Here is a 14,948-nt window from a genome sequence, read left to right on the forward strand (position 1 = left end):
TCGATTGATACTAATTCGGCTTGATTATAGAAAGCTTATTCGTCGAACTGCAGCATAAAATCCAGTGCGGGGGCAAAGAAAGATGAACCTGTCATCGCCTTAGTAAAATGCATCAAGTGATCATGATTGCCTTCGCCATCACCAAACATCATGCTATGCAGCATCTTTTCAAAATGTTCTGGCGTGCGGCAGTTAGAGATAAACATTAATCCCTGCTCCTTCAGCGAACCATAGGGCATACTCTGACGCAGGATCTCCATTGACTTACCATCGGCATCTTTAAGATTAACGCGCTTGATATGGCTGGTCAGTGGCTTATCTTCAGATTCATACTCGATATTATCTTGCTTAGTACGGCCGATAATATCCTCTTGTTTTTTAACTGGTAACCTATGCCACTTACTCAAGTTATGGGCATACTTTTGCACATGAATATAGCTGCCACCTTTAAACTCAGGATCCTCATCACCCACAAGTGCCACTTCCTGGCGGTGGCGCCCCTTAGGGTTTTCGGTGCCATCGACAAAACCAGTCAAATCACGGCTATCCATAAATCTAAAGCCACGCTCTTCTTCAACTAACTCCACTAAATCTTCAAACATTTGGCTGATTTCATTAGCCACTAAATGCAGAATATCGTAACGATCACTGCGAATATGCACGAATAAATCATATTCAATTGCAGGCGCTTCACGACTGCCCACTTGCATCGCAGGGAAAGGTTTAAGCAGTTCTGGGCGAGCAGTAGGATAGAGGCTATCCCAATAATTAGCACCAATACCAACAAAACCATTGAATGCACTGTCGGAATATTGATCTGTCAGCTCATAAATATACTGCGCAACGTTGGCAAGACAGGGACGTAATTGCGACTCGACATTGTCATTGGCATTAAACATCAAATAGACACTGTGTAGGTTCCCCTCTGCACACACACCCAACTGTTCACGCGGCATATTTTGAATATCCATTTGGTTATCACCCTTTTTCTAAATTCATTTTCGGCAATATTATCCGCAACTTTACCTAAAAATGACATTAACTAACGCACAGTTTGCTCTGATCTGTTTATGATAATCCCAATTGCGGAGCATTATCCCACCCCAGACCCTTAAACATAAAAATTGACGAGACCATTAAAGTCTCGCCAATCAGTTAAATCGAATCAATGACGTCAGGTTCACTCAGTGTTGAGCTTACCTTAGCATTTATCTTAGTGTTAATAGCCTGCGGCGTGACCATCCTTGCGACTCTCAGAGGCCGCACGATATACGCCGGTTTCGGCATTGAATCCAATGGCTTGATAGCCACCAAATTCCCCAAGTCCATCACGCAGCACATGGCCTTTCTTAATCAACTCACGACGAGTTTCTACCGGAAAACCTGATTCCAGACTGACGTAGCCGCCATCCTTCATCACTTCGCCTGTGGGCTCGGTTGACCCCATATGCAAAATTCTGGGGGCATCGCCCGCTTCTTGCAAGTTCATTTTAAAATCAATCAGATTCATTACAATCTGCGCGTGCATTTGTGGCTGAGTCGCGCCGCCCATCACCCCAAAGCTCAGCCAAGGTTTACCGTCTTTGGTCACAAAAGCCGGAATAATGGTATGGAATGGACGCTTGCCCGGTGCGTAGGTATTAAAACGCCCTTCCGTTAAATCAAACATTTGCCCGCGGTCTTGCAGCACAAAGCCGAGATCCGGTGGTGTCATCCCTGACCCCATACCACGGTAATTACTCTGAATGAGTGACACCATGTTGCCATCTTTGTCAGCGGTAGTCAGGTACACAGTATCGCCATGTTGCAACGCTGGATTACCCGCATCGACACTCTTGGCGGCTTTTGTAGGGTCAATAAACTTAGCGCGATCATAGTTATATTTCTGTGAGATAAGCTCAGTAACGGGCACTTTATTAAAGGCCATGTCGGCATAAAACTTAGCTCTGTCGGCAAAGGCGAGTTTCTTTGCTTCGACAAATAAATGAACATATTCAGGACTATTAAAGCCCATGGCAGCCACATTAAAGGGTTCCATGGTTTTTAAGATTTGTAGCGCCGCAATGCCTTGACCATTAGGTGGCAGTTCCCACACATCGTAACCACGGTAGTTCACCGAAACGGGATCTATCCAGTCGCTAGTATGGCTCGCTAAGTCATCATAACTTAAATAACCACCTTGGGATTTCATGTACTTATCAATACTTTTGGCAATATCACCTTTATAGAAAGCATCGCGGCCGCCCTTGGCAATTTTCTCATAGGTGTTAGCAAGCGCGGGATTTTTAAAGATTTCCCCTACGGTAGGCATCTTACCATTAGGCATATAGGTTTCTTTAAAACCGGGGAATTTAGCCAGTTTTTTACCACTGCCATCAAGGTAATAGGCAATCAACTCTGACACAGGGAAACCATCACGGGCGTAATGAATTGCAGGCGCGAGGTTATCGGCCATAGCTAATTTACCAAACTTATTATGCAGCTCGTACCAACCGTCCACAGTGCCCGGTACAGAAACCGGCAAAGGTCCAAGCGGCGGTAAATAGTCTAATCCGAGGGATTTAAGCTTTTCTAAACTTAAGGATTTGGGACTGCGCCCCGATGCATTTAGACCATAGAGGCGTTTATCTTTTGCGCTCCAAACGATAGCAAATAAGTCCCCGCCGACACCCGAGCCCGTTGGCTCGACTAATCCTAACATAGCGTTAGCGGCAATCGCTGCATCGACCGCACTGCCGCCCTGTTTGAGTATATCAATAGCGACTTGCGTGGCTAAAGGCTGACTGGTCGCCGCCATCCCTTGGGTTGCATACACTTCTGATCGCGTTGCGAAGGCTTTACCTGTGATCCTATCCATGGCCATCACTCCTGAAGACGATATTGCCGTTGCTACAATAACGAGGGTGCAAATTGAATTTATTGTTTTTATCATAATTCCTCCAAAACCGGAGGATAAAAGTAGCAAGGATGGTCGAAAATATCACCAACCAATACCGCATAGACCCAAGTTTAACGTAAGCAAAAATGTCGTACTTTAGTTGGCTATGCTATATCAGCATTGAATAAATACTCATCGCTTAGATTGGGTCCCCACAGTTTGAATATGCTGAAGATTCAAACAGCACAAGCGAATGCGGCTCAGTCGTTACCCCAACCTTTTGACCGATACTTAGCTGCATCATTTGGCTACGCACCTCCACATAATAAGCATGGGAAGCGGCCTCAATTTTGACCCAATAATGACAAAAGGCGCCTAAGAAACGTCGCTCAGTGATAGTACCAACGCCCTGTTCATCGGCGCTGAGCGTCAATTGCTGTGGTCGCAAGAATACTGTTCCGCTGAACTCGCTCGGCAAATTTAATGGCGTGAGGCTCGTTAAATGACCTATGGGAGTGACAACACTGTGCCCATCAAACACTGCTGCAGGTAAGTAATTACCGCTACCTAAAAAGTCCGCCACATAGCGGCTGTTTGGGGCGGCATATAAAGCTTCGGCACTACCATGCTGCACTATGATGCCTTGATTAAAGATGGCTAAAGTATCTGCAAATACAAAGGCTTCATCCTTGCTATGAGTAACAAACACCGCGCTGACATTACGCTGTTTTAAGATGCTGCGAATTTCCGCCATCATCTCGTAACGCACTTGGGCATCAATATTAGAAAAAGGCTCATCGAGCAGCAATAATTGCGGCTCATAGGCAAGTGCCCGCGCAATCGAAACTCGCTGCTGCTGACCGCCAGATAATTCATGGGGATAACGCTGTGCCAACCCTTCAAGTTTGACCAAGGCTAGCATTTCATCCAAACGTGCCTGACGTTCTGCGCCCGACAATCTAGCCACCCCAAAGAGGATATTTTCCGCCACAGTCAAATGAGGGAAAAGCGCATAGTCTTGAAAAATCATGCCGATGCCGCGCTGCTCACTAGGTACAAACTGGCTATTGCCACTCACTATGCGGCCATTAATCTGGATTTCACCTTGGCTTATGGCCTGTAATCCAGCAACCGCACGTAATAAGGTCGTCTTGCCACAACCGCTTGGGCCTAACAACGCCAGGATTTCCCCTTGAGCGAGCGTTAAACTCAAACCTTTAAGTACTTGCTGGCCCTGATAATCGCTATGAATTTGCTTAAGCTTGAGCGTACTTGTCATCAGCTGTGATGCTCCAATGAACGGTTTAAATAAATAAGCGGCACTAAACCCACCAGTACAATCACAATAGCAGCTAATGCGCCGTGCTCGAGTTTTTCATCGGACGCAAACTGGAATACATAAGTTGCAAGATTCTCAAAGCCGATAGGCCGCAGCAATAACGCAGCGGGCAGTTCCTTCATGCTTTCGATAAACACCAATAAAGCACCCGCAAACAATCCCTTAGCAAGTAAAGGCAAATGCACCCGCCGCAAAAGTTGCCTAGGAGTTTGCCCCATGGTCAGGCTCACCATGTCTAGCGATGGCGAGATGCGTTTATAACTGCTTTCAACACTGCCAATCGCAATTGCCACGAAACGTACACAAAAAGCAAAAATCAATGCCATCACACTGCCTGTAAGGATAAGACCAGGACCTGCTATGCCGACAAGATCCGCCAGATCGTTAATCGCAAAATCTAACATAGTTAAAGGCACTAATACCCCAATAGCCAGCACAGTGCCAGGTAAGGCATAGCCCGTCGAAGCTAACCGTGAGGGCAAAGCATCACTCTGTCTTGGGCTTATCCGGCGAACGAACATAAGCAGTAAGGCGATTAAGCAACAGAGTAAACTGGTGATCAGCGCTAGACTGAGGCTGTTAAGACTCAATTGCCAAAAACTCTTATCCCAGCTTTGTTCAAAGTAACCAATGGCATAGGATAATAAAATCCCGAAAGGTAACAGAAAGGCTAATAGCAATAGCATGCCGCAAAAGCTGAGTGCGACCAAGGTTTGAGTCATCGAGAGTCGATACAAGTCAGTGGCTTGTATTCGTGATTGTTTTTGGAATAACTGCTGTTTACGACGGGCAAAACGCTCAAATCCAATCAGACTAAATACCACCAGCAAGATAATCGCCGATAACTTAGCGGCGGCGGTCAAATTGCCATAACCCAACCAAGTGTCGTACACGGCTGTCGTTAAGGTAGGCACGGCAAAATAGTTAACCGTTGCAAAATCAGCGGCCGTCTCCATCGCCACTAAAGCCACCCCAACGGCGAGCGCAGGCCTTGCCATAGGCAAAGATAAACGCCAAAAACTTTGCCACGGTGAACAGCCCATAATGCGCGAAGCATGTGCCAAACTTAAGGATTGCTCCATAAAAGCGGTACGCGCCAAGAGATAAATATAGGGAAACAATACCAGCGACAACATACACGCCGCGCCGCCTAAGGTACGAATATCGGGGAAGAAATAATCCTGCGGTGAGTCCCAGCCAAATATCGAACGAAGACCGCGCTGCACTGGCCCCGCATAATCGAGTAAATCGGTATAGACGTAGGCGACAATATACGCAGGCATAGCGAGGGGCAATAATAGCGCCCATTGCAAATATCGCCTGCCGACAAATTCACAACGAGCCATCAACCAAGCGCAGGGTAAAGCGAGTAATAACGCCCCCAGACTCACCCAGAAAATCAGCAATAAACTGTTAATGATATATGTCGGCAGAACCGTTGCCATCAAGTGCCCAAACACGGCTTCGTCAGGCTGAAAAGCTTGAAATATCAACGCAAATAGTGGCAATACCAGCAAGGCAGCCACGGCATAACCAGCAAGCGACCAGCTTCTGGCTAATCCTAAAATCATGTCAATCCTTAAAACATCACAGCGCCAATCACTGGCGCTGATAACCTAAATCTGCATTTTGTCGCTAGCACTGGAGCTAGAGATCAAACTGCACTTCATCTAATAGCTTAACCGCCGCTTGGTGATATTCTGCCAACTTAAAAATGGGCAATTGATCTGACTTAAACTTACCCCATGAAGCCACTAAAGATGAAGGTGCCACATCGGCTTTCACTGGATATTCCATATTCACATCGGCATAGGCCTTCTGAGCCACATCGGCGGATAAGAACTCCATCAATTTGATCGCATTGGCTTTATTAGGCGCATGGCGAGTGAGTACCATACCAGACACATTCACATGGGCACCGCGGTCAGCTTGGTTCGGGAAGTTGAGCGTCACAGCTTCGGCAATCGCCTTTTGCTCAGGATCCTGCAACATATTGCCGTAATAGTAGCTATTACCAATGGCGATCTCACACACACCTTCTTTTACTGCGGCAATTTGCCCCCTGTCGTTCCCCTGAGGTTTACGGGCTAAATTAGTTTTCACGCCTTGTAACCAAGTTTTTGCCTCAGCTTCACCGTGATGAGCAATCATAGATGCTACTAACGCTATGTTGTATGGATGTTTACCACTGCGAGTACAAATCTTTCCTTTATATTTGGGATCGGCTAATTCTTCATAGGTCAATTGCTGCTGGCCTAAACGATCCTTGGCTGTATAGAGATTTCGCACCCGCATAGTCAGGGCATACCACTGGCCGTCGGGATCGCGATACTGCGCAGGAATATTACTCTCTAGCAGGGGATTTTTGACTGGAGAGGTTAGATCTTTATCCACTAATTCAACTAAACGTGAAAAATCAGACGTCAGCACAAGATCCGCTGGGGATAAACGGCCTTCACGGACGAGACGCTCGGCAATACCGTCTTTAGCAAATACCAAATTCACACCTATGCCAGTTTCTTCGGTGAAACGCGTCAGGATAGGCTCCACCAAGAAAGCTTGACGATAAGAATAAACGGTTAATTTATCATCTGCATTCGCTGAATGCCCAACCGACATTAACCCAAAAACAGCCGCGCAAGTTACCCATTTCATTACCGAATTCTCCCCAAAGTGATGACGTGTTCAGCAAAATTTGAACACTAACGCATTAATGATAATGCTTATCAGTTTCGCAAGAGTAATAGATACGGAACTTGAGAGCAAGCAGCTAATTAACTTTATGTTTTTAATGGCATTAATCTGAAAATTTGAGATTATCTCAAATCAAACTAAACTGAACCTTAATTTGATTAAAATGCTTTCAGGAGGCGTTATGTTTACTGTTTTGCTGCTAGGCGTAGCCGCAATTGCGCTATTTGGCTTATTCAAACTCAATACTAGTCCCAAAAGACATAAACACTCTTCTCAAGTTGCAGATCCCAGCATTAATAAAACTCACAGTTTTCACAGTGTGAGCATAGTGAATAACGGCAGTTGCTGTGAGCAGATTGAAGCGCTTTCTGGAAAACGATTTTTATCGAAAGATGCGCCCGAAATTCCGATGGAAGAATGCACTATGGCAAACTGCCAATGCCGCTATCAACACCATGAAGACAGGCGCCAACTAGGCAATGATCGCAGAGTAGAATATGGGGTTACTCGTGAGTTATTCGGCGCTTTTGGTGAACAAAATCGCCGTGATAGGCCAAAAGGAAGACGCGCAACCGACGGTTGAGCATCCTCTGCGGATTATTGGGGACGAGTTTGAATAAATGCAGGTAAATCACGCATTTCACTGAACCAAAGTGCTGTCGCAGGTGCAACCTTACGCCAATCTAGCTCTGGATGTCTAAAATCCACATAATCGAGTAAGCAAATCAAAGCTAATTGCGGTGCTTGAATCGTGGTTTGGGTGATCACAGTTTGAAGCTCAATCTGCATAAGGCCGCGCAGTAGTGCTTGTTCAAAACGTGCAGTCCAAAATACTGATCTCACGCCTTCTTCTTCACGCATTTGCTCTTGGCGTAATTTCACCGCGCTATCGATTAAGCCTTTAACTAAAGAATACTGACACTCCAGCACCCAGTTATTATTTGAGATCCCAAACATCTTACGATCGCCAAGCTCTGCATCTAGGTAACGCATGATCACTTCACTATCGAATAGTGCTACACCATCGTTGGTAATAAGACACGGGATCTGTCCTAACGGGTTAGCATCGAGTAATTCTGCGCTGTTTTCAAAGGGATTAACTAACTGCTCTTCAATATTGTTAATCCCTAGATACTGGATTAAGGCTCTTACACAACGGGCATAGGGCGAAGCTTGAGAACTTAACAACTTCATCAAAAATTTCCTTTTGTTTGCATTAAACGCTATGGCTTTTTAGGGGCAAGAACGGAAACAAGTTTACTCTCGCCTTCTATGTAAAATTGAGATTACCAGTATTTTTCAACGGTAATTTGCCCAGGAGCACGGCGTAAATTCTTCACTAACCCTTTATCGAGTAAAGCGGCTTGCGCACCGTTAATCATACCCGGATTGCCGCAGATCATAACTTGAGAGTCAGCTGCGTTTAAGGTTAATCCTGCCTTTTTTTCGATTTCACCCGAGACGATCCCCTCGGGAATGCGGCACTGCAAAGCATCGGCAAAGGGTTTACGGGTCACACTCAAGACTAATGTAAATTGTTCAGGGTATTTGCGTTCTAAATTACGCAGCTTATCAAGATATGCCAAATCCTGTGCCTCGCGCACGCCATACACAAGCACGACTTTTTCAAAACGCTCCCAAGGTTCATCGGTGTCGAGCATAGACAAAAATGGCCCTACTGCTGTTCCTGTGGCTAAAAACCACAAATGCTTCCCTTGGAGTTCACCCTTAGGAATTTCAGCTAAGGTCATAAAACCAGTCGCGGTTGAGGTAATTTCAATTTCATCGCCTATTGCAAGATTATGTAATTGAGGCGATAACAAGCCATCCTCTACCGCAACGGCGAGCACCTCGGCATAGGGTTTATCGGGAGAATTGACTAAGGAGTAGGCTCTAGCCACACGCTTATCATCTTGCATTTGACTTAACTTGATAAACTGACCTGGAATAAATGGAGCTAACTCGGCAGCAATGCGCAATGAGAATAACTTATCACTCCAATCAATACGTTCTATCACCTGTCCCCTAATCCACATAACTTGCCCTCAAGCGAAACGTTAAATAGGCTTCCAGCATAGACTTTTTTCTGCACAACAAAAACCCCTTATATAAGGGGCTTATGACTATAACGCTGAATATAGAACTGAAAATACTGAGGTATTAACTCGGACTCGATGCTGTCTCATCAGTCTTCTTGTTAAAGCTATCTCTAAAGGCTTGCAGCCCCTCTTGCACTAAGCTGTAGGTTTTATCGACACCATCGGCAATATCACCCTGCAATACTTTAAGGCCGGACAGAATATCTTTAGCCTCTTTAAAGCCATTGTCGATGGCACCGCCAATAATCCCCATAAAGCTATCGAGTTGTTCATCTAAGCTCATACCTGAATGTTGCTGCTGATGAATCCCAAAGAATTTAGTCGCAAAATTCACAATGCGATCAGCTGTGGCCTCTGGAGACATATCAACGCCATTATCATAAGCGGTTTGAGTCGCGTTTTCGCCCATAGTAGGCGCTAGCTCTTTGTTTATGGCATCAATAGCAGCACGATAGAGCAAGGTCATAGACTGATCGCCTGACTTAATGTTGACCTCTTGCTGCGCCGATAAAATCGCTTGATTCATTAATAACTTACTTGTCTGGTATGCCGTTTGCCTCGATGTGGCTTTCGCGTCCTTCGAATCACTCACTTCGGTGCCCTTAGACGCCGCGTTTTCAGCATATTTTTTCTGTGGCAAAGGGGTACTTTGCACTTGAGGGGGTTTATTGATTTCCATGATGACTATCCATTCAATTCGGGTCGACTTAATTATCGACCAAAATTTAACCAGCTTTAGTAATTTTTAGAATTGAAGTACCATCTGACCACAAGGCCATGATAAGGCCCACATAAATTAAGTGGGTTCATTCTTTAATAAGGTGCATAAAGCGCCAACCCACCGCAATGCAGATCATTACTATCGCTTAGCTTAGACATAAGCCAATAGAAAAGGATGTTACACCATGGCAGCAGGCCGCAGTTTGAGTCATTTCCGCTTTCACGGGTTTACACTAATCCTTAAGCACTATTTTAAGCATAATGTGGTCATCAATATGAAACGCTTTAGCCTGCTAACAATCCTCGTCATATTCACTTGCCTCGGCTTTACTCACATTAGCCAAGCTCATGCTGAAAGCAGACTAATTATTTTAGTCAGACATGCAGAAAAAGCCGACACGCCAGCCAATAACCCGCAGTTATCACCAAAGGGAGAAATACGCGCAGCATCACTGATCACTGCCTTGAGCCGCACGCCGCTTTCGCAACTTATTGCGACTCAATACCTAAGAACCCAACAAACACTCGCGCCCATCGCCGAGGCTCGCCATTTACCTGTGACGATAGTAGAAGCAGCCAAACCTATCGAAGGACATATTCAACACATTGTCGAACAAGTGCATGCTGTAAAGGGCAATACACTCATCGTTGGGCATTCAAACACTGTCCCACTGATCATTAAAGCCCTTGGCGGACCAGAGATCCAAGCGATCAGCGAAGATGACTATAGCCAGCTGTTTTTACTCTCTCTTAATGATGACCAACCTGCGAGCTTGATCGCCACCCGTTACGGACAAGAATAAGGATAAATAACATGAGTGAACTCAATTGGTTTATGTGGGGACTCGATCTATTTTCAGGGCTGTTTTTGATTGTAATAGGACTCGCAGTACTCGCGGTTATTTACATGTATATCGCAGATAAAATGCAGACCAAACAAGCGGTAAGACATAACTATCCTGTAATTGGTCGCTTTCGGTATCTGTTCGAGAAACAAGGCGAGTTCTTTAGACAATACTTTTTCGCCCAAGACAGGGAAGAATTGCCCTTCAACCGTGCTGAACGCAGCTGGGTGTACCGCGCCGCTAAAAATGTCGATAGAACTATCGCCTTTGGTTCGACTCGCCCCTTGGATACAGCCGGTACTGTTATGTTTATGAATACCGCCTTCCCAACCCAAGATGAAGAGATCACACCCATTCATCCACTGACAATTGGCACCAATTGCCGCCAACCCTATACGACTCAAGCCATTTGTCATATTTCAGCCATGAGCTTTGGCGCGCTATCGCGCCCAGCAATTACCGCCCTTTCCCACGGTGCAGCGCAGGCGGGTTGCTGGCTTAACACAGGTGAAGGCGGCTTGAGCCCTTATCATCTAAAAGGTGGCTGCGATATCGTCTTTCAAATTGGAACGGCCAAATACGGTGTACGTAATGAGCACGGACATTTAGACGATGAAAAGCTCAAGTCGATAGCCATTCATCCCGAAGTCAAAATGTTTGAAATTAAAATGAGTCAAGGAGCTAAACCGGGCAAAGGCGGCATTTTACCAGGGATCAAAGTCACAGCTGAAATTGCCCATATCCGCGGTATTCCTCAGGGTTATGACTCTATTAGCCCTAATGGTCATATTGAATTCAAATCCGTGAACGATATTTTGGATATGGTTGAACGAGTACGTGAAGTTACAGGTAAACCAACGGGCATTAAGGCCGTACTCGGTGACGTACAGTGGCTCGAAGATTTATGTGATGAAATCGAACGTCGTGGCGAAGACTCTGCCCCCGACTTCTTTACTTTAGACAGTGCCGATGGCGGCACAGGCGCTGCACCACAACCTTTAATGGATTATGTCGGATTACCACTGAAGGAAAGCTTACCTATCCTAGTTAATGTCTTGATCCAACGAGGCTTGCGTAAACGCATCAAAGTCATCGCTTCGGGTAAACTCATAGTGCCATCAAGAGTCGCTTGGGCTTTGGCATTAGGTGCAGACTTCATCGCATCGGCCCGCGGTAATATGTTCGCCCTAGGTTGTATTCAAGCCTTACAGTGCAATAGAGATACCTGCCCAACGGGCATCACAACGCACAATCCCAAGCTACAACAAGGACTCGATCCTAGGGATAAATCGGCTCGTGTTGCTAACTATAATCATAATTTACACCATGACTTAGCCTTAATTGCGCACTCTTGCGGAGTGACAGAACCAAGACAACTCAAACCCTCACATGTCCGAATTGTACTCGATAGCGGTTTATCCATTTCACTCGATAAATACTATGCACATATGGATAAGTAGCCGCGAACCCTCGCGGTTAATGGCGAATACAACTTTCGTCTATATAGGGTTTACATAAGGTATATTTGAATGCGTATCACAAAAGAGGTAAGATCCGTGACGTGAGACATTATTCAAATGTCTTACCCACAATTGAACTTAAGGAAACACTTTGAAATCTAGCTTCGTAAGCCAACTGCCCGCCAGTAAAACTGTAAGCACTAGCTGTAAGAGCTGTAATCGCCTGACCGAGATCGAAGGTGAACTGGTGTGTTTTCGCGAAGGGCAGATCATTCGACTCACTTTGATAGATGAGTCAGTACCTAAATTGAATCTTTTATGTGAAGGTTGGAAAGCGGGAAAGCTGAACGGCGTAGCTTAATTCAGCCATATTTTATCTCTGGAGTCTCTCTAGAGCATCAAGAATAGAGGCTCACCTCTATTCTCGGACGTTCTCACCTAAACTGTACTAAAGCACTAGCGAACACACCTAACGCATACCCATAAAGTCACTTGTCGGCGCGTTCATATCGCGGATCACACCTGCAAGCACCATTTCTGGATTGACTTTAGCCAAGGTAAGTCGCCGAGTAGTAACCAACAGGCCCGCATTCAATTCAGCATGAATGCGTTGCAATGAATCATAATCAACACCACGTTTTTTCAATGTCGCCATGATGGCATACCAATCAGTGGCGACTTTTTCTTCTTTGCCTTCAATATTAGCTCTCAGTGTAATATTTTCCATGCCAGATCTCTTCCGATTGATGTGTTGGCATTGAGTATAGAGAGCCGAAGCTGAATAAAGACTGAACTGTATTGCGCTATTAACTGCTCAGAGGAGTATGTTGTTGCTCATTTTGTATCCGCCATAATTTGGCATAGAGACCATTTGCCAACAGCAAAGTCTGATGATTACCTTGCTCAACTATTTCTCCTTGGCTTAATACGACTATTTGATCGGCATCGACTATGGTCGATAACCTATGAGCCACCACTAGGCTAGTGTGCCCCTTAGCGACTTCCCGCAGTGCCGACAAAATAGCTTGCTCGGAGCGACTATCGAGTGAAGATGTCGCCTCATCAAACACCAGCACTGGCGAGCCCTTCAAAATGGCCCTTGCTATCGCGACCCGCTGTTTTTCTCCGCCAGAGAGTTTTAAGCCGCGCTCACCCACCTTTGTGTCCCAACCAAGGGCAAGTGATGCAATAAATTGCTCTAAGTGCGCCAGTTTTATCGCGTTACGCACCTCTTCATCCGTCGCGCTTGGGCGACCATAACGTATATTTTCGACTAATGAATCGTTAAATAGCACAGTATCCTGCGGCACTATGGCAATGGCACGCCGCAGCGCATCTTGCGTGAGATGGCGGATATCTTGTCCATCGATTTTAATCGCACCTTGGTCCACATCGTAAAATCGAAATAGCAGTTTAATCAGGGTCGATTTACCTGCACCACTATCACCTACAACAGCCACCTTTTTACCGGCTTCAACCTTAAAACTCACATCCCGCAGAATTTGCCGCTCATCGTAGCTAAAATTAACATTTTCAAATATCAACTCACCCTTAGTGGGTTGAAAATCGAGTGCTTGGGGTAAGTCGACTATCATAGGATGTTTATCGAGCAAGCTAAACATGCGCTCAATATTGGCTAACGCGCCGCGAATTTCGCGATACACAAAACCTAAGAAGTTAAGGGGTAAAAAGAGCTGCATCATAAACGCATTAATCAACACAAAATCACCTAAGGTCATATCGCCATAGGTAACTCTGTATGCCGCCAGCGCCATCATAGCCGTCATCGCCAAAGCGATAATCACAGCTTGTCCGCCATTTAGCGCAAACAAAGATAAGCGATTCTTACGCTTAGCGATCTCCCACTGTTCAAGCGCTTGGTCATAGCGCTGCGACTCATACTTTTCATTATTAAAATACTTTACCGTTTCATAGTTCAGCAAGCTGTCGATGGCGCGGGTATTCGATAACGAGTCAGCCTTGGCCGCATCACGAACATACTCAGTACGCCATTCGGTCGCGACCACAGAAAAAATAATATAAGCCAGCACAGCAACAAAAGTGATTGCCGCAAACGCAATGCCATAGTTATAGAAGAAAATGCCGATCACCATGACAATTTCGAGCAAGGTCGGCACTATGTTGAACACCATAAAACGCATGAGGAAACTCACGCCGCTGGTGCCGCGTTCAATATCACGGGATAGGCCGCCGGTTTTGCGCTCTAGATGAAAATCGAGGTCAAGTCGGTGTAAATGGTCGAATACCGCTAAACCTAAACGGCGGATCGCCCGCTCTGTTACGCGGCCAAACAAGGTATCGCGGATCTCCCCCGTAATCGCCGTTAGTAAACGTACCGCGCCATAGGCCAACACTAATCCTACGGGCACACTAAGGGCTTGCGCTGTTTTATCAGCGTCTAAGGTGTCGACCAAATGCTTCAGAATAAAAGGCAGAGCCACGCTGGTCAGCTTAGCGATGATGAGGCATGACATCGCCAGCGCAATACGACCTTTGTATTCTAATAAGTAAGGCCAAAGCAGTTTCATGACGTGCCAGTTTAATTTATCGACTGGACCTTCAAAATATAACGTTGGGCGCATAGGACATAACCTTGAATGAGTTATGCCAATTGTAACAGTTCACACCGAACATAAGCTAAGCGAAACTAGGGTCTGTTGATCTTTCGAGAGTAATTTTTAGACAGCATGGCAAGACGTTATAATTTGCTTCGCCAAAAGTAACCATAACCTCAAGCCATGCCAAGACTTATGCTAACCGATGCACGCTGGGAAAAGCTATTTCATTTAATGAAAAGCACAGGCCGTGTTTATGACAAACCTGAACATAGACAAACATTCGAAGGTATTCTTTACCGCCTTAGAACAGGTATCCCTTGGCGAGATTTACCTA

General features: G+C 45.6%; 15 protein-coding genes. 5 read left to right on the top strand and 10 right to left on the bottom strand.

All coding sequences use genetic code 11. The features are described from left to right. Positions 1 to 35 precede the first annotated feature (35 nt). The 5 genes from L5M71_RS21805 to L5M71_RS21825 all read right to left on the bottom strand — a co-directional run bounded on the left by L5M71_RS21805 (position 36) and on the right by L5M71_RS21825 (position 6,872). Positions 36 to 971 carry a Dyp-type peroxidase gene (locus L5M71_RS21805; RefSeq protein ID WP_113939098.1) on the bottom strand — a complete coding sequence of 312 codons (936 nt, stop codon included), beginning with the start codon at positions 969 to 971 and terminating at the stop codon, positions 36 to 38. A 248-nt stretch (positions 972 to 1,219) separates the two neighbouring features. After that, entirely contained in the window at positions 1,220 to 2,932 is a 1,713-nt protein-coding gene (gene ggt / locus L5M71_RS21810; protein WP_263209757.1) for a gamma-glutamyltransferase, read from the bottom strand. A 145-nt stretch (positions 2,933 to 3,077) separates the two neighbouring features. Continuing rightward, the gene (locus tag L5M71_RS21815; protein ID WP_173496716.1) at positions 3,078 to 4,157 is read right to left on the bottom strand and encodes an ABC transporter ATP-binding protein; all 1,080 of its coding nucleotides are present in this window, start codon (positions 4,155 to 4,157) and stop codon (positions 3,078 to 3,080) included. Continuing rightward, entirely contained in the window at positions 4,157 to 5,788 is a 1,632-nt protein-coding gene (locus L5M71_RS21820) for an ABC transporter permease (RefSeq protein WP_173247444.1), read from the bottom strand. Before L5M71_RS21820 ends, L5M71_RS21815 begins: the two co-directional genes overlap by 1 nt. Before the next feature lie 76 nt (positions 5,789 to 5,864). Then, complete coding sequence (locus tag L5M71_RS21825; protein ID WP_113939101.1) at positions 5,865 to 6,872, bottom strand: Fe(3+) ABC transporter substrate-binding protein; 1,008 nt, start codon at positions 6,870 to 6,872, stop codon at positions 5,865 to 5,867. A 220-nt stretch (positions 6,873 to 7,092) separates the two neighbouring features. Between L5M71_RS21825 and L5M71_RS21830 the strand changes: the two genes are divergently transcribed. Further along, positions 7,093 to 7,494, top strand: coding sequence for a hypothetical protein (locus tag L5M71_RS21830; protein ID WP_113939102.1), 402 nt, complete (start codon positions 7,093 to 7,095; stop codon positions 7,492 to 7,494). Positions 7,495 to 7,508: 14 nt separating this feature from the next. Here L5M71_RS21830 and L5M71_RS21835 read toward each other — a convergent pair whose 3' ends face one another. The 3 genes from L5M71_RS21835 to L5M71_RS21845 all read right to left on the bottom strand — a co-directional run bounded on the left by L5M71_RS21835 (position 7,509) and on the right by L5M71_RS21845 (position 9,689). Then, entirely contained in the window at positions 7,509 to 8,105 is a 597-nt protein-coding gene (locus tag L5M71_RS21835) for a glutathione S-transferase N-terminal domain-containing protein (protein ID WP_131525196.1), read from the bottom strand. A 92-nt stretch (positions 8,106 to 8,197) separates the two neighbouring features. Continuing rightward, positions 8,198 to 8,947 carry a ferredoxin--NADP reductase gene (locus tag L5M71_RS21840; protein WP_105250220.1) on the bottom strand — a complete coding sequence of 250 codons (750 nt, stop codon included), beginning with the start codon at positions 8,945 to 8,947 and terminating at the stop codon, positions 8,198 to 8,200. 124 nt (positions 8,948 to 9,071) lie between these two features. Beyond that, complete coding sequence (locus L5M71_RS21845) at positions 9,072 to 9,689, bottom strand: DUF5610 domain-containing protein (RefSeq protein WP_263209761.1); 618 nt, start codon at positions 9,687 to 9,689, stop codon at positions 9,072 to 9,074. Positions 9,690 to 9,915: 226 nt separating this feature from the next. Here L5M71_RS21845 and L5M71_RS21850 point away from each other — a divergent pair, with 226 nt between their 5' ends. The 3 genes from L5M71_RS21850 to L5M71_RS21860 all read left to right on the top strand — a co-directional run bounded on the left by L5M71_RS21850 (position 9,916) and on the right by L5M71_RS21860 (position 12,396). Further along, entirely contained in the window at positions 9,916 to 10,533 is a 618-nt protein-coding gene (locus tag L5M71_RS21850) for a SixA phosphatase family protein (RefSeq protein ID WP_263209763.1), read from the top strand. 11 nt (positions 10,534 to 10,544) lie between these two features. Beyond that, positions 10,545 to 12,035: an FMN-binding glutamate synthase family protein gene (locus L5M71_RS21855; RefSeq protein ID WP_173496712.1), complete on the top strand. Its 1,491-nt coding sequence runs from the start codon at positions 10,545 to 10,547 to the stop codon at positions 12,033 to 12,035. 151 nt (positions 12,036 to 12,186) lie between these two features. Further along, complete coding sequence (locus L5M71_RS21860) at positions 12,187 to 12,396, top strand: hypothetical protein (protein ID WP_105250224.1); 210 nt, start codon at positions 12,187 to 12,189, stop codon at positions 12,394 to 12,396. A 108-nt stretch (positions 12,397 to 12,504) separates the two neighbouring features. On the opposite strand, the gene L5M71_RS21865 is transcribed toward L5M71_RS21860, so the two are convergent. Together L5M71_RS21865 and L5M71_RS21870 are read right to left on the bottom strand one after the other, a co-directional pair. Next, a complete protein-coding gene (locus L5M71_RS21865; RefSeq protein ID WP_105250225.1) occupies positions 12,505 to 12,762 on the bottom strand; it encodes a hypothetical protein in 258 nt (85 codons plus the stop codon). Positions 12,763 to 12,841: 79 nt separating this feature from the next. After that, positions 12,842 to 14,638, bottom strand: a complete 1,797-nt coding sequence (locus L5M71_RS21870; RefSeq protein WP_113939107.1) for an ABCB family ABC transporter ATP-binding protein/permease — start codon at positions 14,636 to 14,638, stop codon at positions 12,842 to 12,844. A gap of 156 nt (positions 14,639 to 14,794) precedes the next feature. Between L5M71_RS21870 and L5M71_RS21875 the strand changes: the two genes are divergently transcribed. Beyond that, positions 14,795 to 14,948, top strand: a 154-nt coding sequence (locus L5M71_RS21875) for a transposase (protein WP_263193323.1), incomplete at its 3' end; no start/stop codon positions are given.

The organism is Shewanella sp. SW1 (genome assembly GCF_025653545.1).
GTDB lineage: Bacteria > Pseudomonadota > Gammaproteobacteria > Enterobacterales > Shewanellaceae > Shewanella > Shewanella oncorhynchi.

Coding starts and splice junctions, on each gene's coding strand:
- ggt (WP_263209757.1), bottom strand. CDS start 2,932: ATGATAAAAACAATAAATTCAATTTGCACCCTCGTTATTGTAGCAACG.
- L5M71_RS21865 (WP_105250225.1), bottom strand. CDS start 12,762: ATGGAAAATATTACACTGAGAGCTAATATTGAAGGCAAAGAAGAAAAA.
- L5M71_RS21830 (WP_113939102.1), top strand. CDS start 7,093: ATGTTTACTGTTTTGCTGCTAGGCGTAGCCGCAATTGCGCTATTTGGC.
- L5M71_RS21835 (WP_131525196.1), bottom strand. CDS start 8,105: ATGAAGTTGTTAAGTTCTCAAGCTTCGCCCTATGCCCGTTGTGTAAGA.
- L5M71_RS21815 (WP_173496716.1), bottom strand. CDS start 4,157: ATGACAAGTACGCTCAAGCTTAAGCAAATTCATAGCGATTATCAGGGC.
- L5M71_RS21850 (WP_263209763.1), top strand. CDS start 9,916: ATGGCAGCAGGCCGCAGTTTGAGTCATTTCCGCTTTCACGGGTTTACA.
- L5M71_RS21820 (WP_173247444.1), bottom strand. CDS start 5,788: ATGATTTTAGGATTAGCCAGAAGCTGGTCGCTTGCTGGTTATGCCGTG.
- L5M71_RS21840 (WP_105250220.1), bottom strand. CDS start 8,947: ATGTGGATTAGGGGACAGGTGATAGAACGTATTGATTGGAGTGATAAG.
- L5M71_RS21825 (WP_113939101.1), bottom strand. CDS start 6,872: ATGAAATGGGTAACTTGCGCGGCTGTTTTTGGGTTAATGTCGGTTGGG.
- L5M71_RS21845 (WP_263209761.1), bottom strand. CDS start 9,689: ATGGAAATCAATAAACCCCCTCAAGTGCAAAGTACCCCTTTGCCACAG.
- L5M71_RS21870 (WP_113939107.1), bottom strand. CDS start 14,638: ATGCGCCCAACGTTATATTTTGAAGGTCCAGTCGATAAATTAAACTGG.
- L5M71_RS21855 (WP_173496712.1), top strand. CDS start 10,545: ATGAGTGAACTCAATTGGTTTATGTGGGGACTCGATCTATTTTCAGGG.
- L5M71_RS21805 (WP_113939098.1), bottom strand. CDS start 971: ATGGATATTCAAAATATGCCGCGTGAACAGTTGGGTGTGTGTGCAGAG.